Annotated in this window: 21 protein-coding genes; 12 read left to right on the forward strand and 9 right to left on the reverse strand. The window is 69.3% G+C overall.

Annotation, left to right across the window (positions count from 1 at the left end; translation table 11 throughout):
* Positions 1 to 272: 272 nt before the first annotated feature.
* The 3 genes from KY496_RS14425 to KY496_RS14435 all read right to left on the reverse strand — a co-directional run bounded on the left by KY496_RS14425 (position 273) and on the right by KY496_RS14435 (position 2,191).
* On the reverse strand, positions 273 to 1,031 hold the full coding sequence (locus tag KY496_RS14425) for a hypothetical protein (RefSeq protein WP_219861217.1): 759 nt from the start codon (positions 1,029 to 1,031) through the stop codon (positions 273 to 275).
* Positions 1,032 to 1,053: 22 nt separating this feature from the next.
* A complete protein-coding gene (locus tag KY496_RS14430) occupies positions 1,054 to 1,674 on the reverse strand; it encodes an LON peptidase substrate-binding domain-containing protein (RefSeq protein ID WP_219861219.1) in 621 nt (206 codons plus the stop codon).
* A gap of 64 nt (positions 1,675 to 1,738) precedes the next feature.
* Positions 1,739 to 2,191, reverse strand: a complete 453-nt coding sequence (locus KY496_RS14435) for a hypothetical protein (protein WP_219861221.1) — start codon at positions 2,189 to 2,191, stop codon at positions 1,739 to 1,741.
* 136 nt (positions 2,192 to 2,327) lie between these two features.
* On the opposite strand from KY496_RS14435, the gene KY496_RS14440 reads away from it, so the two are divergent.
* On the forward strand, positions 2,328 to 4,673 hold the full coding sequence (locus KY496_RS14440; RefSeq protein WP_219861223.1) for a CHASE domain-containing protein: 2,346 nt from the start codon (positions 2,328 to 2,330) through the stop codon (positions 4,671 to 4,673).
* 58 nt (positions 4,674 to 4,731) lie between these two features.
* Positions 4,732 to 6,027, forward strand: coding sequence for a cytochrome P450 (locus KY496_RS14445; RefSeq protein WP_219861225.1), 1,296 nt, complete (start codon positions 4,732 to 4,734; stop codon positions 6,025 to 6,027).
* On the opposite strand, the gene KY496_RS14450 is transcribed toward KY496_RS14445, so the two are convergent.
* Complete coding sequence (locus KY496_RS14450; protein ID WP_219861227.1) at positions 6,006 to 7,937, reverse strand: diguanylate cyclase domain-containing protein; 1,932 nt, start codon at positions 7,935 to 7,937, stop codon at positions 6,006 to 6,008. The genes KY496_RS14445 and KY496_RS14450 overlap by 22 nt on opposite strands.
* A 256-nt stretch (positions 7,938 to 8,193) precedes the next feature.
* Here KY496_RS14450 and KY496_RS14455 point away from each other — a divergent pair, with 256 nt between their 5' ends.
* From KY496_RS14455 to KY496_RS14465, 3 genes are read left to right on the forward strand one after another with little or no spacing between them, the layout of a single operon-like run.
* Entirely contained in the window at positions 8,194 to 8,598 is a 405-nt protein-coding gene (locus KY496_RS14455; protein WP_219861229.1) for a YbaN family protein, read from the forward strand.
* A gap of 42 nt (positions 8,599 to 8,640) precedes the next feature.
* Positions 8,641 to 9,102, forward strand: coding sequence for an Rrf2 family transcriptional regulator (locus KY496_RS14460; protein WP_005665442.1), 462 nt, complete (start codon positions 8,641 to 8,643; stop codon positions 9,100 to 9,102).
* Entirely contained in the window at positions 9,086 to 9,997 is a 912-nt protein-coding gene (locus KY496_RS14465) for an NAD(P)/FAD-dependent oxidoreductase (RefSeq protein WP_219861231.1), read from the forward strand. Before KY496_RS14460 ends, KY496_RS14465 begins: the two co-directional genes overlap by 17 nt.
* 9 nt (positions 9,998 to 10,006) lie before the next feature.
* Here KY496_RS14465 and KY496_RS14470 read toward each other — a convergent pair whose 3' ends face one another.
* Positions 10,007 to 10,423 (reverse strand): hypothetical protein, encoded by a 417-nt coding sequence (locus tag KY496_RS14470; RefSeq protein ID WP_005665437.1) that lies wholly within the window; start codon positions 10,421 to 10,423, stop codon positions 10,007 to 10,009.
* Between the two features lie 148 nt (positions 10,424 to 10,571).
* On the opposite strand from KY496_RS14470, the gene KY496_RS14475 reads away from it, so the two are divergent.
* Positions 10,572 to 11,534: an MBL fold metallo-hydrolase gene (locus KY496_RS14475; RefSeq protein WP_005665436.1), complete on the forward strand. Its 963-nt coding sequence runs from the start codon at positions 10,572 to 10,574 to the stop codon at positions 11,532 to 11,534.
* Between the two features lie 78 nt (positions 11,535 to 11,612).
* Positions 11,613 to 13,793: an ATP-binding protein gene (locus KY496_RS14480; RefSeq protein ID WP_219861233.1), complete on the forward strand. Its 2,181-nt coding sequence runs from the start codon at positions 11,613 to 11,615 to the stop codon at positions 13,791 to 13,793.
* Between the two features lie 19 nt (positions 13,794 to 13,812).
* On the opposite strand, the gene KY496_RS14485 is transcribed toward KY496_RS14480, so the two are convergent.
* Positions 13,813 to 17,955 carry a CheR family methyltransferase gene (locus tag KY496_RS14485; protein ID WP_219861235.1) on the reverse strand — a complete coding sequence of 1,381 codons (4,143 nt, stop codon included), beginning with the start codon at positions 17,953 to 17,955 and terminating at the stop codon, positions 13,813 to 13,815.
* A 328-nt stretch (positions 17,956 to 18,283) separates the two neighbouring features.
* On the opposite strand from KY496_RS14485, the gene KY496_RS14490 reads away from it, so the two are divergent.
* The 4 genes from KY496_RS14490 (at position 18,284) to KY496_RS14505 (ending at position 23,130) form a co-directional block, all read left to right on the forward strand.
* On the forward strand, positions 18,284 to 19,432 hold the full coding sequence (locus tag KY496_RS14490) for an HAF repeat-containing protein (RefSeq protein ID WP_219861237.1): 1,149 nt from the start codon (positions 18,284 to 18,286) through the stop codon (positions 19,430 to 19,432).
* Between the two features lie 32 nt (positions 19,433 to 19,464).
* The gene (locus tag KY496_RS14495; protein WP_219861239.1) at positions 19,465 to 20,631 is read left to right on the forward strand and encodes an HAF repeat-containing protein; all 1,167 of its coding nucleotides are present in this window, start codon (positions 19,465 to 19,467) and stop codon (positions 20,629 to 20,631) included.
* A gap of 61 nt (positions 20,632 to 20,692) precedes the next feature.
* Positions 20,693 to 21,850 (forward strand): HAF repeat-containing protein, encoded by a 1,158-nt coding sequence (locus tag KY496_RS14500; RefSeq protein WP_184237051.1) that lies wholly within the window; start codon positions 20,693 to 20,695, stop codon positions 21,848 to 21,850.
* Between the two features lie 110 nt (positions 21,851 to 21,960).
* Positions 21,961 to 23,130 carry a DUF3466 family protein gene (locus tag KY496_RS14505; RefSeq protein WP_219861241.1) on the forward strand — a complete coding sequence of 390 codons (1,170 nt, stop codon included), beginning with the start codon at positions 21,961 to 21,963 and terminating at the stop codon, positions 23,128 to 23,130.
* A gap of 19 nt (positions 23,131 to 23,149) precedes the next feature.
* Here KY496_RS14505 and KY496_RS14510 read toward each other — a convergent pair whose 3' ends face one another.
* A complete protein-coding gene (locus tag KY496_RS14510; RefSeq protein ID WP_184237044.1) occupies positions 23,150 to 23,461 on the reverse strand; it encodes a hypothetical protein in 312 nt (103 codons plus the stop codon).
* 179 nt (positions 23,462 to 23,640) lie between these two features.
* Here KY496_RS14510 and KY496_RS14515 point away from each other — a divergent pair, with 179 nt between their 5' ends.
* Positions 23,641 to 23,928, forward strand: coding sequence for a hypothetical protein (locus KY496_RS14515; protein ID WP_184237041.1), 288 nt, complete (start codon positions 23,641 to 23,643; stop codon positions 23,926 to 23,928).
* Positions 23,929 to 23,933: 5 nt separating this feature from the next.
* Here the strand turns inward: KY496_RS14515 and KY496_RS14520 are convergent, their stop codons facing one another.
* Positions 23,934 to 24,536, reverse strand: coding sequence for a hypothetical protein (locus tag KY496_RS14520; RefSeq protein ID WP_184237039.1), 603 nt, complete (start codon positions 24,534 to 24,536; stop codon positions 23,934 to 23,936).
* Positions 24,537 to 24,603: 67 nt separating this feature from the next.
* Positions 24,604 to 25,599 (reverse strand): alpha/beta fold hydrolase, encoded by a 996-nt coding sequence (locus KY496_RS14525; RefSeq protein WP_219861243.1) that lies wholly within the window; start codon positions 25,597 to 25,599, stop codon positions 24,604 to 24,606.
* Between the last annotated feature and the right edge of the window lie 192 nt (positions 25,600 to 25,791).

Raw genomic sequence — 25,791 nt, forward strand, 5'->3', positions numbered from 1 at the left:
TGTTCTCCCCGTCGCGGGTCGATGGACGCGCGGCGAAGGGCGGAACGGGAACCGGGCTCCGGCGCGCATGGCAGGCAGGGGACCGGGGATAAGCCGGCAAGCGGGACAGCCCGGCGGCAGGCCGGAGTAACGGACGTAGAGACACTTTTAGCGGGTGACACGATACCCGAAATCGCCACCCATGTATATGCCGGCCTGTTTTCAGACAGTTTACCAAAAGAAAGCGACTCCCTGCCGCGCGGCGGCGCGGACGGGCTCTCCCGCGGGCCGCCTCACCGCGTCCAGCCGCGTTGCTGGGCCGCGCGTTCGGCCACCGGATCGAGCACGGTGCCGGCGATGCGCGCGTCGATCGCCTCGCGCACGACGGGCGGCGGCTGGCTGCCGTCGACCCAGGCGGCCCCGCCGCCATCCTGGGCCAGCACCGGGATGCTCCAGCGCCCGCTCTTCAGGCAGGCCAGGCCGGCGGTGGTGTCGACCACGAAGCTGCGGCAATAGCCGCCATCCCTGGCGACGAAGGTGACGCCGATGCGCACCCCGCTGTCGGACGGCCCGGGGCTGGCCAGCTGGCCGTCCAGCGCCGCCACCAACGGCCCGCGCGCCACCAGGGCGCCATCGACGTGGTCGAGCGTGGCCAGGCCGGGCGCCTGCGCCAGGCTGTGCCAGCCGAAGGCGCCCACGACGGCGCCCGCCAGCAGCGCCGCGCCGACCGCCACCCAGTGGCGCTTGCACCAGTTGCTGTAGGCGATCTGCGGCGGCGGCACCGTGCGGCCGGGGCGCAGGCTGTTGAGCTGCACCACCTTGGCGCCGCAGGGCGGCACGCTGCGCTGGGCATGGCTGCCGTCGTGACCGTTGGCCGAGACGCCGATGCGCCCGTTGCGTGTATTGCCCTTGAGCTGCAGCTCGGCCCGGTGTTGCGCGATGCGCGCCGCCAGCACCGGATCGGCGCGCATGGCCCGCTCGACCGCCGCGCGCGCCGGCTCGGCGAGTTCGCCGTTGATGTACCCGATGAGAAGATCGTCAGAAAATTTCATGCCGGGCCCCTGCGCTGCTTCCCTAAGAAGTGATCAAGCCATGTTCATCCAGCACGTCATGCAGCAATTCGAGCCGGATCACGGGGTTGTCGAGCATCAGCATATGATGCTTTTGCTGGTTCGGCAGCGGCAGCAGCTCGCACCAGCGGTTGGCCACCCAGCCGCAGTCGTCGAGCCGGAACGGCGGCTGCACCGGCCAGCGGTGCTGGGGGACGTCGTGCAGCGAATTCAGTACCCGGTCGAGCGCGTCGGAGGCGCCCTGCAGTTCGGACGGGATGTTCACGCTGCGATCGTCCTCGACCAGTTGCGCCTCGGCCATCCACAGGCCGTTGACGCGCTGCTCGGCGGTGACGACGGAAAAGCGCGCGCCGCCGCGGCACAGCACCTGCAGCAGGCCGGGCGTCTCGGTGGTGGTCTCGGTGACCGAGGCGATGGTGCCGGCGGCCACGAAGCGCTCCTGCTCGGCATCGGGCCGGCGCACCTCTTGCCCATGCGTCAGCAGCACCACGCCGAACGGGGTGCCTTCAAGGATGCAGCGGCTGATCATGTCGAGATAGCGCACCTCGAACACCTGCAGCGGCAACACCCCGTCCGGAAACAGCACCGTACTGAGCGGGAACAGTGGCATGGAAATCGTCGACATGGCTTCCATGATGACAGAATCGGCGCCATCGCGGGTGTACGATTGCGGTCGGCCGATGACCGGTTTATTCGTCCGGTGACCTCAGCGGCAGGTAGCGCACCCACTGGCGCACGTCGTCCAGGCGCCAGCGAAGGCGGCCCCAGCCGGGGCCGGGCGCGTCCACCACCCTCACCCGCACCACCTTGCCGGCGACCGGCGGACAGGCATACGTATACAGGCCGGCCTCGCCGAACGGCAGGCGCAGCTCGCGCCCCGCGCCGATCTTGAGCGGACCGAACACCACCGGCACCCTGCCGTCGTTGCGCAGCAGCAGCACGTCGCGCACGCCGCGCGTCAGCCGGATCTCCGCCGGCAGCGCCAGTTCTCCCCCGACCGTGGACGGGAAGGCCAGCAGCAGTTCATGGCTGCCGCCCCGCAACGGCGCCACCATGCCCAGCAGCAGGGCCAGGCCGCACAGGCCGGCCAGCGCAGTCAAGGGCCAATGGCGTTTCAGCAGCGATGCGAGTGCGGAACTCATCCCGCCTTTGCACTCTTGCAAGGAAAGTGTTTCAGATTAGAATGTTTCATTTAGCAGAGCATCACGTGTGCCAGATTGACAAACTTCATTGACAAAGGCGCAAAGTCGCGTGCGCCCCGTCAATCCAAGGATGCGTATGCTACGTAGTCCGGTCTCTCCGATCAACCCCGCCGCTCCGGCTGTCACGCACAAGGACATGCAGCAGACCGCCAACCACACTCCAGCCCCGCCCCCGGCGCCCCATGCCGGCCATGCGCCAGTCCTGATGGCGCTGCTGGTGTTCGTGCTGACGCTGCTGGTCACCTTCGGCGCCTGGTCCAGCGCCCAGCGCAGCGCCGAGGCCCAGCTGCACGAAGCCTTCGATTACCGCACGCGCGACATGGGCTATGCCATCGGACGCCGCCTGCTGGTCTACGAGCAGGTGCTGCGCGGCGCGCGCGGCTACCTGCGCGGCTCGGTCGACCTGAGCCGGGCCGAGTTCGCCGAGTATTACGAGGTGCTGCGCCTGGACCAGTCCTTCCCCGGCCTGGAGGCGCTGGCGATCGCCAGCGCGATCCCGCCCGGCGCCCTCGCCGCCCACGAAGCCCGGGTGCGCGCCGAGGGCTTTCCCGACTACCGCGTCCATCCGGCCGGCGACGGCCAGCCGCGCACGGCCATCTCGCACATCCAGCCGTTCAACGCGCGCAACCTGCGCGCCTTCGGCTTCGACATGTACAGCGAGCCGGTGCGGCGCACGGCGATGGCGGTGGCGCGCGACAGCGGCCAGGCCGCGCTCAGCGGCAAGGTGGTGCTGGTGCAGGAAGGCGGCGCCAGCCGCGATGCCGGCTTCCTGATGTACCTGCCGGTGTACCGCAGCGGGCGCGACGTCGACACCGTCGAGGAACGCCGCGCGGCGCTGGTGGGCTGGATCTATTCGCCGTTTCGCATGAAGGACCTGATGCGCGGCGTGGGCGGCATCGCCGCGCCCCAGCTCGACGTCGAGATCTACGATGGCGACCACATGGCCCCGGACGCGTTGCTGTACCGCTCCCCCGGCGCCGGCCACGCCGGGCCGCCGCGCTTTTCCACCGCCACCCGCATGGCGATGGCCGGCCGCACCTGGACCGTGCGGATGGCGTCCAGCGCCAACCTCGAGGCCACGCTCGACCACGAGCGCCCACAGATGGTGGCCGCCACCGGGGTCGTGCTGGGCGCGCTGGTGAGCATGGTGGTGTGGTTGCTGGCCGGCTCGCGCCGCCGCGCGCTGCAGCTGGCGCAGGCCATGACGCTCGAGCTGCGCGAATCGCACGGCCGCATCGCGGCCGACCAGCGCCGTTTCAAGACGATCCTCGAGACCGCCTACGACGGCTTCGTCGCCGTCGACCGCCAGGGCCGCATCACCGACTGGAATGCGCAGGCCACGCGCATCTTCGGCCTCGACGCCGCGCAAGCGATCGGCAGCCCGGCCGAGCAGCTGTTGCCGGAAGAACGGCGCGCCGCCTTCCGCGCCACCTTCGACGCCTTCATCCGCGGCGGCGCCGGCCCCATGGCCGGCCAGCCCACCGAGACCGAGGCGCTGCACGCCAGCGGCCGGCGCGTGCCGGTGGAGCTGGCGGTGGCCCTGCTGCCCCCTGGCGACGGCGCGGGCGCGACCGTGTTCGTGCGCGACATCACGCCGCGCCGCGAAGCCGAGGCGCGCGAGCTGCAGCGCCAGCAGAGGCTCGATGAAGCGCGCCAGGCCCTGGCCCGGGCCCAGAAGCTGGAAGCGGTCGGCAAGCTCACCGGCGGCGTGGCGCACGACTTCAACAACATCCTGCACATCATCAGCGCCAACGTGCAGCTGATGCTGCGCGCCGAAGGTCCGCCCAGCCGCAAGCGCCTGCACAACGTGCTCGACGCGGTGGAGCGCGGCTCGAAGCTGGCCGGCCAGCTGCTCGCCTTCGCCCGCCGCCAGCCGCTGCATCCGAGCGTGGTCGACGTCGCCCAGCTGCTCGAGCGCAGCGACAGCCTGCTGCAGCGCGCCGCCGGCGACGGCATCGTGCTCGAACGCACCACCGAGCCAGATCTATGGCCGACCCTGGTCGACCCGAACCAGCTCGAACACGTGCTGCTCAACCTGGTGATCAATGCGCGCGACGCGATGGACGGCAGCGGGCGCATCGCGCTGCGGCTGGCCAACCTGACGGTCGACGCCGGCGCCAGCCCGCTCGAAGGCGAGCCGGCGCCCGGCGACTACGTCGTGATCTCCATCGCCGACGAGGGCCACGGCATGCCGCCGGAGGTGATGGAACACGCCTTCGAACCCTTCTTCACCACCAAGCCCGAGGGCAAGGGCACGGGGCTCGGGCTGTCGATGGCGCACGGCTTCGTGCGCCAGAGCGGCGGCCAGATCCGGCTCGAGAGCGCGCCTGGCGCCGGCACCACGGTGACCATCTACCTGCCGCGCCATGTCGCGCCGGTGCTGCCGGCGCTGGCGGAGCCGGACGTGGGGGCGCATCCCTAGCGCCGCAGTCGGACGCAGGCTGTTAGATTCGCAAGTCCGACGCTTCTGGAGGACTTCCGTGACCATCACGCACGACCAACCCGTTTCCGTGCACCGCGCGGTGCCCGGCACCGGCGGCATCGACAACGCGCTGGCCCTGCTGGCCGAAGGCTACCGCTTTATCGGGCGCCGCTGCGAGCGGCTCGGCAGCGACATCTTCACCACCCGCATCATGCTGCGCCAAGCGGTCTGCATGCGCGGCCCCGAGGCCGCGCGCCTGTTCTACACGCCCGACCGCTTCACGCGCAAGCGCGCCATCCCGCCCACGGTCCTGATGCTGCTGCAGGACTTCGGCAGCGCCGAAACCCTCGACGCCCAGGCGCACCGGCGCCGCAAGGCCTTGATGATGTCGCTGCTCACGCCCGACTACCAGGCGCGCATGGTGGCCTGTTTCGAAGACGCCCTGCGCGCACGCCTGGCCGCCTGGCCGGGCCGGCACAGCGTCGTGCTGCTGCGCGAGGCCGAGGCCGCGCTGGCCGACGCCGCCTGCCGCTGGGCCGGAGTGCCGCTCGCCGCCGGCGAACTGGAACGACGCACCGAAGAACTGGCGGCCATGGTCGATGCCGCCGGCAGCTTCGGGCCGAAGAACCTGCGCGCGCAGCTGCTGCGCCAGCGCTGCGAGCGCTGGGCGCGCGCGCTGGTCGAGGCGGTGCGCGCCGCTCGGCTGCCGGCCGATCCGGCCAGCGCGCTGGCCGTGATCTCCCGTCACCGCGACCACGAAGACCGGCTGCTGGACGTCAAGGTCGCCGCGGTCGAGCTGATCAACCTGCTGCGGCCGATCGTGGCGGTGGCGCGCTTCATCGTCTTCGGCGCGCTGGCGATGCACCAGTTTCCCGAGTGGCGCGCGCGCCTGGCCGGCGCCGACGACGCGCTGCTGACGATGTTCGCGCAAGAGGTGCGCCGCTACTATCCGTTCTTTCCGGCGGTGGGCGGGCGCGCGACCGGCGACTTCGACTGGAAAGGGCTGCGCTTCGCGAAGGGCGACTGGGTGCTGTTCGACCTGTACGGCACCAACCACCATCCCGACCTGTGGCCGGCGCCGCAGCGCTTCGATCCGGAGCGCTTTGCCGGCTGGCGCGACGATGGCCACAGCCTGGTGGCGCAAGGCGCGGGCGACTACCTGAACGGCCACCGCTGCCCGGGCGAACCGGCCACGGTGGAACTGGTGAAAGCGGCGCTGCGCCTGCTGGCCGGCGAAGCGCGCTACCGCGTGCCGCGCCAGCAGCTGCAGGTCAGCCTGTCGCGCATGCCGAGCCAGCCGGCCAGCGGGATGGTGCTGGAAACGGACGGGGTTCAGCCGACCCGCGTGCGGTAACTGCCCGAAATGCGGTTGCGCCCATGCGCCTTGGCGTCGTACATCGCCAGGTCGGCGCTATGCAGCAGCGCTTCGGCGGCGGCCGCCGCATCGCCTTCGCCATCGCCGGCGCCGCAATCGGGGTACAGCGCGTAACCCAGGCTGCCCGAGATGCGCAGGATGCGCTCACCGTCCTCGAATGGCTGCTCCAGCCGCGCCAGGATGGTGGCGGCCACCCGCTCGGCGTCCTGGGGCTGCTGGCAGCGCGGCAGCAGCACCGCGAACTCGTCGCCGCCGACCCGCGCCAGCGTGTCCGATTCGCGCAGCGCCGCGCGCAGGCGCTGCGCCACCATGCGCAGCAGGCGGTCGCCCACCGCGTGGCCATGGGTGTCGTTGACCGGCTTGAAGTTGTCCAGGTCAAAATAGACCAGGCCGACCTTGTGGCCCTCGCGGTTCGCGGTGAGGATGGCCTGGCGCATGCGGTCGTGCAGCAGCACGCGGTTGGGCAGGCCGGTGAGCGCATCCTCGTGCGCCATGCGCCGCATGCGCTGCTCTTCCCGTTTGCGCGCGTCGATGTTGGAGAAGGTGCCCACCATGCGCAGCGGCTCGCCGCGCTCGCCCCTTTCGGTGACGGCGCCGCGCGCCTCGATCCAGCGCCAGCCGCCGTCGCGCGTGCGCAGCCGGTATTCCATCGCGTAATCGGCAGTCAGGCCGTCGACGTGCGCGCGCAGGCCGGCGCGCACCTGTTCCAGCTCGTCCGGATGCACCAGCTCCGCCAGGCCCTTCTCGCCGAACCACGACACCGTCGGATGCTCGCTGTCGAGGATGCGCTGCGCGCTCGGCGACAGGGTCGCGATGCCGGTGGCGATATCGCAGTCCCACACGCCATCGCCGGCCGCGTTCAGGGCCAGCTTCCAGCGCGCCTCGGCCGCGGCCAGGGCCTTGAGCGCGCGCCGGCGGCGGTCGGCCGCGCCGATCGCCGCCCAGCCCAGCGTGGCCAGCACCAGCGACACCACCAGGCCGGCGCTGCGCATCACCTCGCGCTGCTGGGCGAAGCGCGCCTCGGCATCCGGCACCGCCTGGCCCACCGTGACCACCAGGCCGTATTCGGGCAGTTTGTGCCAGGCATAGAAGCGCTCGATGCCGTCCAGGCGGCTCGCCTTGCGGAAGGCGCCACTGATGCCCACATCGCGCGTCTGCGGCGCGTCGGGGATCGCCACGCCCATGTGGCGGTTGCCGTCCGCGCGCGAGCTGCGCGCGATCACGGTGGCGTCCAGCCGCATCAGGCTGACGGCGGCATCCGGGCCGAGGTCGATGCTGTCGTAGAAGCGCAGGAAGTATTCGGGCCGGATCGCCACCGCGATCACGCCGGCCAGGCGGCCGTCCGCGGCGCGGATCAGGCGCGTAAACTGCACCACCCACTGCTGCGAGAGACGGCTGCGTTCGGGGCGGCCGACGTAGAGCCGGTCGCCGCCGCGCTCGCGGTGGACGGCGAACTGGCGCAGGTCGCCCAGCGCCAGGCCCTGCGGCGCCGTGGCGCCGCCGACGGCGGCGTCGGTGTACAGCAGGCGCCCCTGGGCGTCGGTGACGGTGATGTGCATTGGCACCCGCAGGTGGCGCGCATGCTCGGCCGCGCTGCGCGCGAAGTTGGCGGGATCGCGCTGCCAGGTGCCGCGCAGCTGGACCAGCGACAGGTCGACCAGGGCGACGGTGGCCTTGACTTCCTCGGAGAAGGCGCGCGACAGGTTCCGCACATTGGCCTGGGCGCCGCTCTCGGCCAGGGAGGCGAAGCGCGCCTGCTCCACCGCCACCCCACCCCATACGAGCGCCAGCATCAGCGTCAGGTAGAGCGCGAACTGGCGCAGCACGCGCCGGTGGAAGTAGCCGCCGAACCGGGCCACGATGGGATTGGACGATGTGGGATAAGGCATCAAGACGATGGCCGGCGCGAGCCAGGCGGCAATCGGACAGCAGGCGGAAAAGGAGTCGGGCGTAGAACGATTCCTGCCACTGCCGAACAGACGCGTCCGTCGTCGAGCCGGACATTATACCGAGTCGGACGCCAAAAGTTGCAGAACGGAACTTAAAAGTTCCAGTCCGATATTCTCGGCTGCTTCCTTTTTGCATAACCGGATCGATAACAGGGATGATCGCTCCTCTTGCCGCGCCGGATGCTAGAGTGACGGTATGAAACTGTTCTATAACGTGGCCGGGGTACTGGCCGTCCTGCTGGGCATCCTCGGCATCTTCCTGCCGCTGCTGCCGACCACGCCCTTCCTGCTGCTGGCCTCGGCCTGTTTCGCGCGCGGGTCCGAACGCCTGCACCGCTGGCTGCTGGCCCATCCCGTGTTCGGAAAATACCTTGCCAACTTCGAGGCCGGACACGGCATTCCGCTGAAGGGCAAGATCGTCGCCACCGTCATGCTGTGGGGCTCGATGGCATGGTCGACGCGCCATTTCGACAGTGTCGCCATCCTGATCTCGATGGTCGTGATCGGCGCCTGCGTGAGCACCTATATGTGGTGGTATCTGCCGACGCTCAAGCTGCCGCCGAAGACTGGGCCGGTCCAGGAATCCCAACCGGAGCGTTAGAAAATTTCATGCTGCCGCCGATTTTGTAATATTATTAGTTACATGAAACGCGACAGCAAACTCTCTTCCGTCCTCCACGTGCTGCTGCACCTGGCCCATAGCGAGCGCCCGATGACCTCGGAGCAGATGGCCGGCATGCTCGGCACCAATCCGGTGCTGGTGCGGCGCGTGCTGGCCGGGCTGCGCGAGCGCGGCTACATCAGCTCGGAGCGTGGCCACGGCGGCGGCTGGACCGTCACCTGCGACCTGGCCACGGTCACCCTGCGCGACGTCTACGACGCGGTCGGCGCCCCCACCGTGTTCGCGATGGGCAACCGCAACGAGCACAGCGCATGCCTGGTCGAACAGGTGGTCAACGCCTCGCTCGCGGACGCCTTCCAGGAAGCCGAGGCGCTGCTGGTGCAACGCCTGGGACAAGTGACGCTGGCCGACCTGTCGCGCGATTTCAACCTGCGCTACGACAACCATCCTCATCGACAGGCCGAACATGAACATCACGAATGACTACGACGCCATCGTCATCGGCGGCAGCTATGCCGGCCTGTCGGCCGCATTGCAGCTGGCGCGGGCGCGCCGCAAGGTGCTGGTGGTCGACGCCGGGCAGCGCCGCAACCGCTTCGCCAGCGACTCGCACGGCTTCCTGATCCGCGACGGCCAGCCGGCGGCAGACATCGCGCGCGAGGGCCGCGCCAACGTCGCCGCCTATCCCAACGTGGCCTGGCATGACGGGCTGGCGCAGGGCGCGCGCCCTGACGCCGGCGGCTTCATCGTCGACCTCGATGGCGCAGACAGCGTGCGCGGCCAGCGCCTGGTGCTGGCCACCGGCGTGCGCGACGAGCTGCCGCCGATCGAGGGCCTGGCTGAACGCTGGGGCAAGAGCGTGTTCCACTGCCCCTACTGCCACGGCTACGAACTGGACGAGGGCCGCATCGGCGTGCTGGCCAGCGGCCCGCTGTCGGTGCACCAGGCGCAGATGCTGCCGCACTGGGGCCAGGTGACGCTGTTCACCAATGGCGTGTGCCCGCTCGACGAGGCGCAACGGGCCGACCTGCAGGCACGCGGCGTGCAGGTGGACGAGACGCCGGTTGCGCGGCTTGCCGGCGACGCCACCGTGGTGCTGGCCGATGGCAGGCGGGAAGCGATGGCCGGCCTGTTCACCTTCGGCCGCCTGCACATGGCCAGCCCGATCGCCGCGCAACTCGGTTGCGCCTTCGACGAAGGACCGCTGGGCCCTTACATCCGCACCGACGAAGGACGCCAGACCACGGTGCCGGGCGTGTTCGCCGGCGGCGACGCCATGCGCGCCGCCAGCTCGGTGGCGCTCGCCGTTGCCGATGGCGCGATGGCCGGGGTCGGCGCCCACCGTTCGCTGCTGTTCGGCCTCGCGCCGCAGCACTAGCGGCAGGCGCTAGCAGGCGTCGACGTAGCGGCCGCGCGCGTCGGCCGGATAGCTGACCACGATGCGCTCGGTGTCTTCGTCGGCCTCGTAACGCACCCAGACCAGGCCGTCGCGCGATTCGAAGCGCTCGGGCGCGGTCGCCACCAGCGGGATCTGATGCCAGCGGCCGAAGTCGGCCACCACCTGCTGGTCGCTGGCGGCAATCCCGAGCTTCTGGCCGTTGGACAGCCGGTAGACGCCGTCGATCGACTCGATCACTTCGGCGCTGGGCATCACCCGCTGCGGCGGCGGCCCGGTGCGCGAACAGCTGATGCCGGCCACCGGCACCTGCATCTCTTGCAGCGCCGGTGCGGCAACGGCGGAAGATGGTCCCAGCAATGCCACAACGCCAGCCGCGAACGCGGCGGCAACGAAACTCGTGCGCATATCGTTCTCCTCGGTCGAAAGCGGGCATGGCCGCGCCATCGGCGGCGTTCCCGTCCCATATGACACCGGCCCGCCCCCCGAGTTCTGGCTGCGCGCCGGCCAGGGCCGTGTTGCCGGATAATGAAACGCCTTAACGCGAGAATCACCCATGGAACTCATTTTCCTCGGCACGTCGTCCGGCACGCCGACCCGGCAACGCAATATGTCCGGCCTCGCGCTGCGCCTGCGCGGCGCGCGTTCGTGGGTGCTGGTCGACTGCGCCGAAGGGACCCAGCACCGCATCCTGCGCACCCCGCTATCGGTGATGAGCCTGCGCGCCGTGTTCATCACCCATATGCACGGCGACCACTGCTATGGCCTGCCCGGCCTGCTGGCCAGCGCCGGCCTGCTGGGCCGCAGCGAGCCTTTGACCATCGTCGGCCCGCCGCCGCTGCGCACCATGATCGAGTGCATCATGCAGGCCAGCGAATTGAGCCTGCCCTTTCCACTCGCCTGGCTCACGCCCGACGACCTGGCGCATGGGCCGCTGTTGCCCGACCTTGCCGTCGACGCCACCGCGCTGTCGCACCGTATCCCGTCCTGGGCCTACGGCTTCACCGAGGCCGCGATCGAGCGCCGGCTCGATACCGAGAAGCTGCGGGCCGACGCGGTGCCCTCGTCGGCGCTGTGGGGCGAGATCCAGCAGGGCCGCGACGTGGTCCTGCCGGACGGCCGCGCCATCACCGCCGCCGATTACCTGCTGCCGCCGCGGCGCGCGCGCCGCATCGTGGTCGCGGGCGACAACGACAGCCCGGAACTGCTGGCCGCCGGCGCGCAGGGCGCCGACGTGCTGGTGCATGAGGCAACCTATACCGAGGAAGTGCTGCAGAAGATCGGTCCCGGCCCGCAGCACAGCTCGGCCATGCGGGTCGCGCATTTCGCCCAAGGCGCCGGCGTGCGCAACCTGGTGCTGACCCATTTCAGCCCGCGCTACCAGGAAGGCGGCCCGCTGCCGCTGGCGCTGCTCGAAGAGGAGGCGCGCGCCCGGTACGGCGGCCACCTGCTACTGGCGCGCGACCTCGATCATTACGTGCTGGACCGCACCGGCGAACTGCGGCAGGCCGTCATATAACTACCGTCCCGGCGCTGGCGCCCCACCCGATCGTCACCTGCACCGCTGCGTCCTCAACATTGGGATAATCATATGGCCATGAAAATCCGTGCCTATATCCTGATCATGACCGGCGCCATCGTGCTGCCGATCGCCATCTTCGCCGCCGTGGCGCTGGAAACGCTGCTGCGTTCCGAGCGCGACGCCGCCCTGAGCACGATGAAGGAAGCCGCCGACGCCACGGCGCTGCTGGTGGACAATGAGCTGAGCAGCGCCGAAGCCGCGCTGCGCGTGCTGGCGCAGTCGCCGCACCTGGCCAGCGGCGACATGGAGAACTTCTATCGCCACGCGCGCACGGCCGACCGCGGCGACGGCGGACGCACCATCCTGTTCCTGGCCAGCGGCCAGCAGGTGATCAACACCGTGGCGCCGCTCGGCGCCACGCTGCCGCCGCCGCCCGACTACGTGCGCACCCGCACCCGCGACGTCATCGAGAGCGGCCGCACCGTGGTCTCGGGCCTGATCAAGGGGGCGGTGCAGCAGATCCCCGTCACCACCATCAACGTCCCGGTGCCGATCGATGGCGGCCGCCGCTACGTGCTCGGTTCGGTGTTCTCGCCGGATTACTTTTCCAGGGTGATCGACCGGCGCGCGATGCCGGCCAGCTGGAAACTCTCGGTGGTCGACCGCGCAGGCTATTTCATCGCGCGCTCGAGCGAGCCGGCGCGGCTGGGCCATGCCGCCAACCCGCTCCTGATGCGCGCCGCCGCGGGCCGCCAGCAAGGCATGGTGCGCTTCGACACCCGCGCCGGCGTGGATGCCTACCACGCCTTCACCCGTTCGCCGATGTCGGGCTGGATCGTCACCGTCAGCGTGCCGGCCGCCGAGATCGACGGCGTGGCCCGGCGCGCGGTGATGCTGGTGGCGATCGGCATGCTGGCCGCGCTGCTGGTGGCGGCCGGCGCCGCCGCGCTGTTCGGGCGCCGCCTGGTGAACGCGACCCATGGCGCGGCCGCCAGCGCGACCGCGCTCGGCCATGGCGGCCTGCCGCCGCGGCCGCGCACCGGCATCGCCGAATTCGACCACCTGCAGCGCTGCATCGGCGAAGCCGGCCGCAAGCTGGCCGCGGCCGAGGGCGAACGCAGCGCCCTCCTGCAGCGCGAACAGGAGGCGCGCGCGCTGGCCGAAGAGCAGGTGCGCATCCGCGACGACTTCCTCGCCATGCTGAGCGACGAGCTGCGCAATCCTCTGAGCGGCATCGTCGGCGCGGTCCAGCTGCTGCGCATGGACAGCCCCCGGCCCGAGCTCAAGAGCCAGGCCCAGGACATCCTGATGCGCCAGAGCCGCCACCTGACCCGCATCGTCGACGACCTGCTCGACCTGGCGCGTCTGGCGCGCGGCAAGATCAAGCTCGACATGGGGCCGGTCGAGCTGTCGGCGGTGGTCGAGTCGACCGTGGCCGCGCTGCGCATGGCCGGCCGCGTCCAGCACACGCTGACCACCCGCCTGGAGCCGGCCTGGGTGCGCGCCGACCGCACCCGCATCGAACAGGTGGTCACGAACCTGGTCACCAATGCGCTCAAGTACACGCCGCCGGGCGGCGCGATCGAGATCGCGCTCGAAGCGCATGCCGGCAAGGGCCAGGCGGTGCTGACGGTGCTTGACGACGGCGTGGGCATCGCGCCCGACCTGATGCCGCGCCTGTTCGATATCTTCGTGCAGGGCAAGGTCTCGCTCGACCGCTCCCAGGGCGGACTCGGGATCGGGCTGTCGCTGGTGCGCAGCCTGGTCACGCTGCACGGCGGATCGATCGATGCCGCGAGCGCGGGGACCGGCCAGGGCAGCGTCTTCACCCTGCGCCTGCCGCTGCTGGAACACGCGCTGGTCGACACGCCGGCCGCGGCAGCCCCGGCGCGGACGGCGCCGGCCACCGTGCTGCTGGTCGAGGACAACGAGGATGCGCGCCGCATGCTGGCGGCGCACCTGGAGGCATCGGGCTACAGCGTGCTGGAAGCGGACAACGGCATCGACGGCCTGGCGCTGGCCCATGAAGCCCGGCCCGGGCTGGCGATCCTGGACATCGGCCTGCCCGGCCTGGACGGCTACCAGCTGGCGGCGCGCCTGCGCGCCGACGCCGCCACGCGGCCGATGCGCCTGATCGCCCTGACCGGCTACGGCCAGGCGAGCGACCGCGAACGCGCGCTGGAGGCGGGCTTCGACGCCCACCTGGTCAAGCCGGTCAAGTTCGACGAACTGGCCAGGGAGCTGGCCGGCGCTTGAACCCGCGGCCCGCTATCGGTCATGCCTTGCGCGGCAGCAGGTCGCGCACCACCGCGTTCAGGCGCTCGACCGACACCGGCTTGCCGAGATGGGCCGAGAAGCCCGCCGCGCGCGCGCGCGCGATGTCGGCGTCGCGCCGCATGCCGGTGATGGCGATCGCCGGCAGGCTTGCGCACTTCGGCAGCGCGCGCACCATGCCCAGGAATTCGTAGCCGTCGATCTCCGGCATCGAGATGTCCGAGATCAGGAGGTCGACGTCTTCCTGTTCGAGGATCGCCAGGCCGCCTTTGGCGCTGGAGGCCTCGAACACGATGGCGCCGCTCATCTCGAGCAGCGACTTGAACACCATCAGCATGTCTTCCATGTCGTCGACCACCAGGATGCGCAGCCCGGCCAGGTCGTCCGATGCCGCCTCGCCGCCGCCGCACGGCGCCGCCTTGTTTTCGAACAGCGGCAGCCAGACCGAGAAGCGCGCGCCCTTGCCCACGCCTTCCGAAGCGACGTCGACCCGGCCGCCGTGCAGGGCCACGATCTCGCGCACCAGCGCCAGGCCGATGCCCAGGCCGCCCTTGGAGCGCGTGGTCACCGACATGCTCTGGCCGTACATGTCGAACACGTGCGGCAGGAAGGACGGGGCGATGCCCTGGCCGCTGTCGATCACGTCGATGCGCAGCGCTTCTTCCTCGCGCTCCAGGTGGACTTCGATGCATCCGCCGCCGGGAGTGAACTTGATCGCATTGCTGAGCAGGTTCATCACCACCTGCTCGATGCGCACCACGTCGGCCAGCACCGGCATGCCGTCGGCGCCGCCGGTGAGCTCGATGCGCAGGCCCTTGGCCGCCGGATCGTTGCGCGCGGCGTCGACCACGCCCTGCAGCAGCGTGTCGAGCACCACCGGCGCCATGGTCAGCGACAGCTTGCCGGTGCGCACGCGCGACATGTCCATCAGGTCGTCGATGATCTTGGCCTGGCTCATGACCGAACTGCGGATGATCGTGGCTGCGCGCATGAAGTTGGGCGACTGGCGCAACTCTGGCATGCGCGAGAGCAGTTCGACGTTAATGTGAATCATATTGAGCGGATGGCGCAGCTCGTGCGACATCACGGCCAGGAACTCGTCCTTCAGCGCCGCCGCGCTTTCGGCGTCGGAACGCACCGTCTGCTCGTGGGACAGCGCCTGCTCGCGTTCCTTGCCCTGGCGCTCGCGCGCGGTCTCGTCGCGCGCGATCTTGGCGTAGCCATAGAATTCGCTGTTGCGCAGCGGCGTGGTGACGCCGCTGCAGTAGAAGCGGCTGCCGTCCTTGCGCAGGTGCCAGCGTTCGTCCTCGGCGCGGCCGTCCTCGCGCGCGCGGCGCAGTTCATCCTCGGGCACGCCGGCGGCGATATCTTCGGGCACGAACAGGCGGTCCAGATTCTGGCCCTGCATTTCGTCCGCCGTGTAGCCGAACAACGTCTCGGCGCCCTTGTTCCAGCTGGTGACGCGGCCCTCCTCGTCCATCGTGATGATGGCGTAGTCCTTGGCGCTTTCGGCCACCATGCGCATGCGCGCCTCGCTGGCGCGCGCCTGTTCCTCGGCATGGCGGCGCGCCGTGATGTCGAAGAAGGTCATCACCGCGCCTTCGATGCGGTCTTCGTTGGTGCGATAGGGCAGCAGGCGCACGATGTAACAGCGGCCGTCGTTGCTGCGCACTTCGCGCTCGACCAGGCGCAGCGTGTCGAAGGTGGCGCTGACGTCCTCGGCCAGCTGGTCGTAGTCGAGCTTATGGGTCAGGTCGAGCAGCGAGCGGCCGACGTCGGTCGCGATGATCGAGAACAGGTCGACGGCGCGCGGCGTGAAGCGCTTGATGCGCAGGCCACTGTCGACAAAGATGGTGGCGATGTCGGTCGAGGCGATCAGGTTGTTCAGGTCGTCGTTGGCCTTGCCGGTTTCCTCGACCTTGACCTTGAGCTCGAAATTGACCGTCACCAGCTCTTCGTTCACCGATTGCAGCTCTTCCTTGCTGGTTTCGAGTTCCTCAGCGGCCGAGCGCAGCTCTTCGTTGATGGCCTGCAGCTCTTCGTTCGAGGCGCGCAGCTCTTCGGTGGAGATCTCGGAATACTCGATCGTCTCCTGCAACTGCTCGCGCTTGCGCTGCAGCTCGGCCTCGAGCTGGGACAGGACCACGTCGTGGCTGCCGTCCGGACGCGGCGGCTGCGCGCCGTCCGGCCCTTCCTCGACCCGGTTGAACAGCACCAGCAGGTAGTCGGTTTCGGACTCCTCGTCGCGGAAGGCGCGCACCGTGGCCGCCACCGCGCCCTGCGCCTCGCCGCCGGCCAGTTCGATCGGCCGGCATTCGACGCTGCCGCCGTTCTGCGCCACCTGGTACATGGCCGAGCGCAGCTCCAGGCGCAGTTCGGGCAGCACCAGCGTCAGCAGGTTGCGCGACGGTTCGCCGCCGCCCATGCGCAGGTACTGGCCGGCCTGCTCCGACACATAGACCAGGTTGCCCTCGCGGTCGACCACGACCGACGGCGGGGCGAACTGGGCCAGCGCGCGCTGGTGCATCTCGGCATAGGTGCTGGCGCGCCTGCCGGGCAGCTTGGGCCGGCTGACTTCCGGCAGGCGCACCCCGTACAGGGCCGAGGACGGATTCTGGTAATGCAGCTGGCGCCCGGTGGTGCGCGCGCGGTAGATGCGATTCTTCTTGTCGACCGGGATGAAATAGTCGGCCACCGACTCGGCCGACTCGGACGAACCGAGGAACAGGTAGCCGCCGGGCTTGAGCGCGAAATGGAAGGTCTGCAGCACCCGCATCTGCACGTCGCGGTTCAGGTAGATCAGCAGGTTGCGGCAGCTGACCAGGTCGAGCCGCGAGAACGGCGGGTCGCGCAGCAGGTTGTGCGAGGCGAACAGGATGCGGTCGCGCAGCGACTTGCGGATGCGGTAGCGGCTGTCCTCGCGCTTGAAATACTGGCGCAGGCGGCTGGGCGCGACGTCGGTGATGATCGAGCCCGGATAGGTGCCGGCGCGCGCGGCGTCGATCGCATGGTCGTCGATGTCCGAGGCGAACACCTGGAACGCCGGCGGCGTTTCCATCAGCGCGGCCTGGTCGGCCATCAGCATCGCCAGCGAATACGCCTCTTCGCCGCTGGCGCAGGCCGCGACCCAGGCGCGCACCTCGTCGCCGGCGGCGCGGTCCTTGAACAGCTCGGGCATGATGTCGCGCTCGAGCGAATCGAAGGCTTCGCGGTCGCGGAAAAAGTTGGTCACGCCGATCAGCATGTCGTCGAGCAGCGCCTTGTTCTCGCCGACGTCGCCGCGCAGCAGGTCGCGGTAGTCGGGCAAGGTGCGCATCTGACGCACCTGCATGCGCCGCTCGATGCGGCGCAACACGGTGGCGCGCTTGTAGTGGCGGAAATCGTGGCCGGTACGGGTCAGCAGCGAGGCGATGATCTCCTGCAGCGCCTCTTCGGTGCCGGCTTCCAGCTCGGCCGGCGTGGCGGCATGTTCGATCGGCGCTTCGAGGTTGCCCGGCGGCGGCAGTTCGATGCGCTTGGCGTTGTCCCACAGGTCGACCAGCTTCTGCGGCATCTCGACCACGGGCATGACGAAGTCGACCGCACCGGTACCGATCGCGGCCACCGGCATGCCGTCGTGTTCCGCGTCGTCCGGCAATTGCACGATGGTGACGCCGCCCTGCTCCTTGACCCGCGACAGGCCCACGGCGCCGTCGGAGCCGGTGCCGGACAGCACGATCGCGACCGCGCGCTCGCGGTGCACCTGGGCCAGGGTGCGGAAGAACAGGTCGATCGCCACGTGCTGGCCGCGCGGACGCTGCAGCTCCTCGACGATCAGGAGGCCATCCATCATCGTCAGGTGCACGTTGGGCGCGATCACGTAGACGTGGCCGGGTTCGATCTGGACCCGCGAGGTCACCTGCACCACCGGCATGCGGGTGGCGCGCTGGAGGATCGATGCGGCCGAGCTCGGATGCCTGGGCGACAGGTGCAGGATGACGACGAAGGCCATCTCGTGGGACGACGGCATGTTCTCGAACAGGCGCTGCAGGGCGGGCAGGCCACCGGCCGAGGCGCCTATCCCGACCACCGGGAAATGGAGGTTGCTGGGAACGATGCCCGGCTCGGTGGGCAGGGCACTGGTGGCGACGGCGGGATCGGACATCTCGAGGCTCAATGATGTAGTTGTGTGGGAGTCTAGTCGATGCGCCATGTCTTTTGGACGAAATGTAAGAAAAAAACTTAATTTCCACGCAACCAAATTCGCACGATTGTGCTTGTCGGCGTTGCCATGCACGCAGGATTCGCCGCAGCCAGCCTTTCATTCTTCGCGCCAAGCCATTCACCATGCATGCTGATCGATTCGGCATGCCCGGGCGGAGCTTCGCCTGCCCGGCTTGTGCGGCGCCAAATCCAGCGCACGGCGACGGCGCACTTTGAATCGACGGGCCCGCCAGTTCGACGCAAGCCCTTGTTTATCAAGGAGAATTATCATGTGGCACACGCCTTATCGCATTGCCCTGTTCCTGCTGTCCTTCGCCGTGGCCGGCGCCGCCTGCGCCTACCCCGAGTACCGGGTGACGATCGTCGGTCCGCCCGGCAGCAGCGCCGCCGACATCAACCAGGCCGGCGCCGTGGCAGGCAGCTACCCGGTCGGCGGAACGAACCATGGCTTCATCAACCGCGGCAAGAGCCTGGTCAAGCTCGGCGCGCTGGGCAGCGCCAGCGGCGCGGTGGCCGTCAACGACAAGGGCGAGGTGCTCGGCAACTGGGTCGGCGCCGACGGCCGCTTGCGCGGCTTTATCTATTCCTGCGGCGCGCAGCGCGACATCGGCGTGATCGGCGCCGGCTCGATCTACAGCGACATCAACAACGCGGGCTTTACCATCGCCACCAGCTACGCCGACAGCGACCCGAGCGGCTACCTGCGCGCGCCGAACGGTCGCTTGACGGCCATCGGCCACCTGCCGGTCGAGCACCCGATCACCCAGGTCTACGCGCTCAACAACCGCAACCAGGTCGCCGGCAAGTCGGGGCCGCTGGAATTCCCGGAGCAGCCCTACCGCGCCATCATCTGGACCAGGGGCACGCTGCGCGACCTGGGCGACTTCGGCGTGACGCCCAACAGCGCCAATGCCATCAACGACCGCGGCCAGGCCACGGGCTTCGCCTCGGTCACGACCGGCGGCCCGCACGACCGCGTGGCCTATTTGTACAGTAACGGCCGGCTGCTCAATATCGACGGCGCCAACGTTCCCGGACAGACCTACAGCGAAGGAACGGGCATCAATAACCACGGCCACATCGTCGGCAACCACCAGCAACTGCAAGGCTTCGTCTGGCGCGGCAAGCGGATGCAGAGCCTGAACGCGCTGGTCGATCCGAAGCTGGGCTGGAACATCGGCGCGCCCGAAGCCATCAACGACGCCGGCCAGATCGCCGCCACCGCCGTCCGCGCGGGCGTGCAATATGCGATCCGGCTCGACCTGATCCGGCCGCACGGCCTGGCGGCGCCGGCGCCGGACGCCGACCAGGCGGCCGAACTGGCCGCCGTCGCGCCGCCGCCAGCGCAGGCGGCGGCGCTGGCGCGGGCCGAGGCCGAAGCGCAGGCGCGCGAACGCGTGCAACCGGTCGCGCAGTAAGGCCGCCACTCTCATCCATCGAGGAGATCGTCATGTACCTGCATCATCGCGTGTCGCTGGTCCTGCTGTCGTTCACCGTGGCCGGCGCTGCCAGCGCCTATCCCGAGTACCGGGTGACGGTGGTCGGCCCGGCCGGTAGCTGGGTCTACGGCATCAACAACGCCGGCGTGGTGGTCGGCGACTATGCCGCAGGCGGCGACCGACGGCGCGCCTTCCTCAACCGCGGCAAGGGCCTGGTCGACCTGGGCGCCCTGACGGGCGTGTGGAGTTCGGCCAGCGGCATCAACGACCGGGGCGAGGTGGTCGGCAACTGGCGCAGCGCCGACGGGCGCCAGCGCGGCTTCATCTACGCCTGCGGCAAGGCGCGCGACATCGGCACGATTCCCGGCAAGGTCACCGGCTACAGCGACATCAACGACGCCGGCTACATCACCGCCTCGGGCCGCAATCCGGCCACCGGTGAAACGCTCGGCTACCTGCGCGCACCGAACGGCGCCTTCACCCACCTGGGCGCGATTGCCTGGGACGGCAACGGCGCGCCGGAAACCGTTCCCGCCGCGCTCAACAACCGCAACCAGATCACCGGCCGATCCGGGCGCTTCAATTCCCCGGAGCCGGGATACCGCGCCTTCGTCTGGAAGAACGGCGCGATCCGCGACCTGGGCGACCTGGGCTCCACGCCCAACCTCGGACTCGCGATCAACGACCGCGGCCAGATCACCGGCCAGGCCTTCCTGCCGGCCGGACCGCGCGACAGCGTCGCCTTCCTGTACAGCCATGGGCGCATGGCCGGCATCGACGACCGCCCGGCGACCGAGTACAGGTTCAGCGCCGGCGCCGGCATCAACAACCGCGGCCACGTGGTCGGCACCAGCGACCACCTGTCGGGCTTCATCTGGCGCGGCAAGCGCATGGAGAGCCTCAACGCGCTGATCGATCCGGCATCGGGCTGGGACATCAGCAACCCGGTCGCCATCAACGACGCCGGCCAGATCGCGGCCGTGGCCTCCCGCGACGGCGTGCGCTACGCGGTGCGCCTGGACCTGATCCGCCCACACACCGACCCGGCGCCGGCGCTGGAGCCCGAGGCCCGGGCCGAGCTGCTGGCCTTCCCGGCGTCGCCGGCGCTGGAGGCGGCGCTGGCCAAGGCCGAGGCGCAGGCCCAGGCACGCGAGGTGGCGCGGCCGGTGGCGCAGTGAGTCTTGCAGCAAGCCTCGCAGTAGACCTCGCAGTAGACCTGATCAATCCAAGGAGATCGTCATGTACTTGCGTCATCGCCTGTGCCTGGTCCTGATGTGGTTCACGCTGGCCGGCGCCGCCGGCGCCTACCCGGAGTACCGGGTCACGGTGGTGGGCCCCGCCAACAGCTCGGTCGCCGGCATCAACCAGGCCGGCGTGGTGGCCGGCACCTACCAGCCTGCCCCCGGCGTGACCCGCGCCTTCCTCAACCGCGGCAAGGGCCTGGTCGACCTGGGCGCCCTGAAGGGCAGCCAGAGCAGCGCCACCGGCATCAACGACAAGGGCGAGGTGCTCGGCAACTGGCTCGGCGCAGACGGCCTGTCGCGCGGCTTCATCTACTCCTGCGGCAAGGCGCGCGACATCGGCGCCATTCGCGGCAGGATCACCAGCCACACCGCCATCAACAACGCCGGCCACGTCACCCTGTTCGGCATCGATCCGGACACCAACGAGACACGCGGCTACCTGCGCGCGCCGAACGGCGCCCTCACCAGCCTCGGCGCGCTGCCGGGCATCCCCTCGGTGAACAATCCGTTCGCGCTCAACAACCGCAACCAGGTCACCGGGCAGTCCGGCCAATATAACGTTCCAGAGGATGTTTTCGGCGCCTATGTCTGGAGCAAGGGCGTTATCCGTGACCTCGGCAACCTGGGCACGGTGCCCAACCGCGGCAATGCGATCAACGACCGGGGCCAGATCACGGGCGAGGCGACGCTGGCGACGGGCTTTCGTGACCAGGTGGCCTTCTTGTACAGCAACGGCCGCATGGTCAGCCTCGACGACCGCCCCGTCACCGAGGACATCTACAGTGGCGGCGCCGGCATCAACCTCCGCGGCCACGTGGTCGGTTTCAGCAACCACCTGTCCGGTTTCATCTGGCGCGGCAAGCGGATGGAAAGCCTGAACGCGCTGGTCGATCCCAGGCTGGGCTGGAACATCGCGAACCCGCGCGCCATCAACGACGCTGGCCAGATCGCGGCCACGGCCTACCGCAACGGGGTGCAGTATGCGGTGCGCCTGGACCTGATCCGTCCCCACCCCGACGCGGCGCCGGCGCCGGAGGCGGATGCGACGGCCGGGATGGCATCGCTGTCGCAGTCGCCGGCCCTGGAGGCGGCGCTGGCCAAGGCCGAAGCCCAGGCCCAGGCGCGCGAGGTGGCGCGGCCGGTCGCGCAGTGATGAAGCGGTTGGCGCGCGCAAGGCGCCGGAGTGCGCCAACCGGTGACGACGCGGGTCCCATGCGGCCTGCGCCACTCCGGCGCGCTTTCCAACAACCCAAGGAGATCGTCATGCATTTTCGTCATCGCCTGTCCCTGGTCCTGATGTCGTTCACCCTGGCCGGCGCGGCCTGGGCCTATCCCGAGTACAAGGTCACGGTGGTGGGGCCAGCCAACAGCACGGCCGCCGACATCAACAATGCCGGCGTGGTGGTCGGCTATTATCCTTATTCCCCGACGGCCAATCACGCCTTCCTCAATCGCGGCAAGGGCCTGGTCGACCTGGGCACGCTGAAAGGCACGGCCAGCGTCGCCGTCGCCATCAACGACAAGGGCCAGGTGCTGGGCCAATGGACCACCAGCGGCGGCCAGCAGCGCGGCTTCATCTACGACTGCGCCAGATTGCGCGATATCGGCGTCATCGGCGGCAGGTTCACCACCTGGCGCGACATCAACAACGCCGGCTACATCACCGCCTTCGCGTCCGATACGCCCTTCAATGAAGGCATCAGCAGCTTCCTGCGCGCGCCGAACGGCGCGCTGACGGATATCGGCGACCTGCCCAACGACTTCCCGGGCCCGCCCCCGATCACCTTCTCCGCTTCGCTCAACAACAAGAACCAGATCGCCGGCGAATCCGGGCCGCTGACCTTCCCCGACCAGCCGCTGCGTTCCTTCATCTGGACCAAGGGCAAGATGCGCGACCTCGGCGACTTTGGCTTCACGCCCAACGGCGCGCTGTCCATCAACGACCGCGGCCAGGCCACCGGCTATGCCGGGGTGCCGACCTTCTTCCACAACCGGGTCGCCTTCCTGTACAGCCGCGGGCGCCTGATCGACATCGACGGCCGTCCGCCCACCGTGGAGCGCTCGAGCGAAGGCACCGGCATCAACAACCGCGGCCACATCGTCGGCGGCAGCGATCACCTGTCCGGCTTCATCTGGCGCGGCAAGAAGATGCAGAGCCTGAACGCGCTGATCAATCCAGCCTCGGGCTGGGACATCCGCGATCCCCGCGCCATCAACGATGCGGGACAGATCGCGGCCAATGCCTATCGCAACGGGATACGGTACGCGGTGCGGCTCGACCTGATCAAGCCGCACGTGGACGCCGTGCCGCCGGCCGAGCATGACGAGGAGCCGTCGGTGGAGACGCCGCCTTCGCCGCAGGCCGCGGCGAAGCGGGCGCAGGAAGAGGCTGAAGGGATCGCGAAAGAGGTGGTGAAACCCGTGGCCCAGTAAGGCGGCAAGGACGCGCGCGCTACCGGAGCGCGCGCTCCCTGGTCGCATACCGGCTCGGCGACGACACCAGTCGCGGCTTCGTCAACCGGGGCAAGGGCGTGGTGGTGCTGGGGCCGCTGCGCGGCGTGCCCAGCAATGCCGCCGCCATCAACGACAGGGGCGAAGTGCTCGGCAACTGGATCGCGCCGACGGCCTGTGGCAAGGTTATGTCTATGCCTGCGGCAAGCAGCGCAACATCGGCCTCATCTACGCCAGCACCTTCTACCGGGACATCAACAACGCCGGCCACATTATCGCGAATGCCGCCACGACGGATCGCCCCGGCCTGCATGGCATCCTGCGCGCACCGAACGGCAGTTTCCGGGACCTGGGCAGCGTGGCCGCCTGGTCAACATCGCCCCCACTCCCGCCACCGGGCTGCGGTATAGCGAAGGCAAGGGCGTCAACAACCACGGTCATATCGTCGGCGACAGCAGCGAGCTGGGCGGCTTCATCTGGCGTGGCAAAAGAATGCAGAGCCTGGGGACGCTGATCGATCCCAGGCTGGGGTGGACCTTCATCAATCCCGTGGCGATCAACGACGCCGGGCAGATCGCAACCAGCGCCGTGCGCAATGGCGTGCAATACGCCGTGCGGCTGGACTTGATCCGCCCCTACCCGAGCGCCGCGCCGGCGCCGGACGCCGATGAGGCGGCCGAGATGGCGGCCCTGGCGGCGCCACCGGCGCAAGAGGCGGCGCAAGCCAGGGCCGAAGCCGCAGCGCAGGCGCGCGAGGTGGCGCTGCCGGTGCGGCAATAAGGGGCTTATGCCGCGTCGGCGCGATCCGTCCTGGCGGCCTGGACCCGCTTGAGCGCGCTCTCCGGATCCAGTCCCGCCATGATCAGGTTGATGATTTCCTGCTTGTCTTCCTGCCCGATCCACTCGCAGTCCTTGCGGTGCGAGCAGAAATAGGCATACCAGGAGACATCGGCCGGGCGCTCCTTGCGCGGCTTCAGGCGGGCCGGCACGGCGGCGCGCTGCGCGCTGGCGAACGCCGGCAGTTGCGCGTCGGCGCCCGACCAGTCGAATGCGGCGGCGGCGCGCCGGTCGGCTTCCCAATCGCCATCGTATCCCTTGGACGGCAGCATGCTTTCCTGGTCGACCGCGAGACTCGACAGCCTGGGCCAGGCATGGGCGGCGCAAAAGGCGTCGACAAAGCGCAGCTTCATGCCGATGCCGATCGGGACCGCCCGGCCGAGCACCGCATCTTTCGGATGCAGCGAGCGCGCCAGCGTCAGCAAATCCTTGAAGCCGATCGGCGCGCCCTGCCCCGATCTCGCGTGGTGCGCCAGCGCTTCGTAGACGCGCACGCCGACCTCGATGTCGTTGACGGTGATTTGCTGCTCTGCTCTGGCGTTGCCGGTCATGCGCCTTCTCGGGACGGGTGGTCGATGGGCATCATTATGCATGAGTGCGACCTCGACCTCTCTCGGCTCAGCGCTTGACCGTGCGCCCAAGGAAGTCGCGCATCAGGCGTGCGATCTGCTCGCCGTCCTCTTCCAGCGCGAAATGGCCGGTGTCGAGCAGGTGCAGCTCGGCCTTGGGCAGGTCGCGCAGATAGGGGGTGGCGCCTTCCGCCGGAAAGATCTTGTCGTTCTTGCCCCAGACGATCAGCATCGGCGGCTGGTGCTTGCGGAAATACGCCTGCCAGCCCGGATACAACGGCGGATTCGTGCCGTAGCTGTAGAACATCTCGAGCTGGATCGCCTTGTTGCCGGGGCGGTCCATATAGGCCTGGTCGAGCACGGCGGAATCGGGACTGACGTGGCCGGCAGGGTCACGGTAGCCTTCGGCATACTGCCAGCGCGTGGCGTCGAATTCGAACAGGGGCCGCAGCTTGGCCGCGTTGGCTTCGCTCTTGTCCTTCCAGTAGGCCTTGGCCGGCGCCCAGAACGGATTGTCCAGCCCCTCGTCATAGGCGTTGCCGTTCTGGACCACGATGGCGCTGATGCGCTCCGGATGGCTGGCGGCGAGGCGATAGCCGATCGGCGCGCCATAATCCATCACGTACATGGCGTAGCGGGTCAGGCCAAGCTTGGTGGTGAACTTGTCGATCGTCGCGGCCAGGTTGTCGAAGCTGTAGGTGTAGCGCTCCATCGGCGGCTGGTCGCTCTGGCCGTAGCCGGGATAGTCGGGCGCGATCACGCGGTAGCGGTCGGCCAGCTTCGGGATCAGCTCGCGGAACATGTGCGACGAGGTCGGGAAGCCATGCAGCAGCAGGATGGCCGGGGCGTTCTTCGGGCCGGCTTCGCGATAGAAAACCTTGACGCCGTCGACGTCGACCTTGTGATAGCTGACGGTGGCCGCGGCCCGTGACGCCGGCGCTGCCGGGGCCGGCGCGGCGCCGTGGACTGGCTGGATCAGCGCGGCAAACAGCGTCGCGCAGGCGGTGAGCGCAAGGCCCACGCGATGGAGGCGAAGAGCAGTCATGATCATCCTCTTTCAGGTTCATTGTCGTGAATAGAACGGCACTGCTGGCGTTACCCGTGACAGGTGACGCCAGCAGTGTCGCGCGGCCGGGCTGGGAGGAGAATCGGCGCTGGACGCAATTCAGTGTTACGTCTCGAGCAATGGCGTCGCATGGCGCATGCGGTCGTGGCGTGCCGGCGTGTTTCGTTGTGA

This window comes from Massilia sp. NP310, from assembly GCF_019443485.1.
GTDB classification, from domain to species: Bacteria; Pseudomonadota; Gammaproteobacteria; order Burkholderiales; family Burkholderiaceae_D; genus Telluria; species Telluria timonae.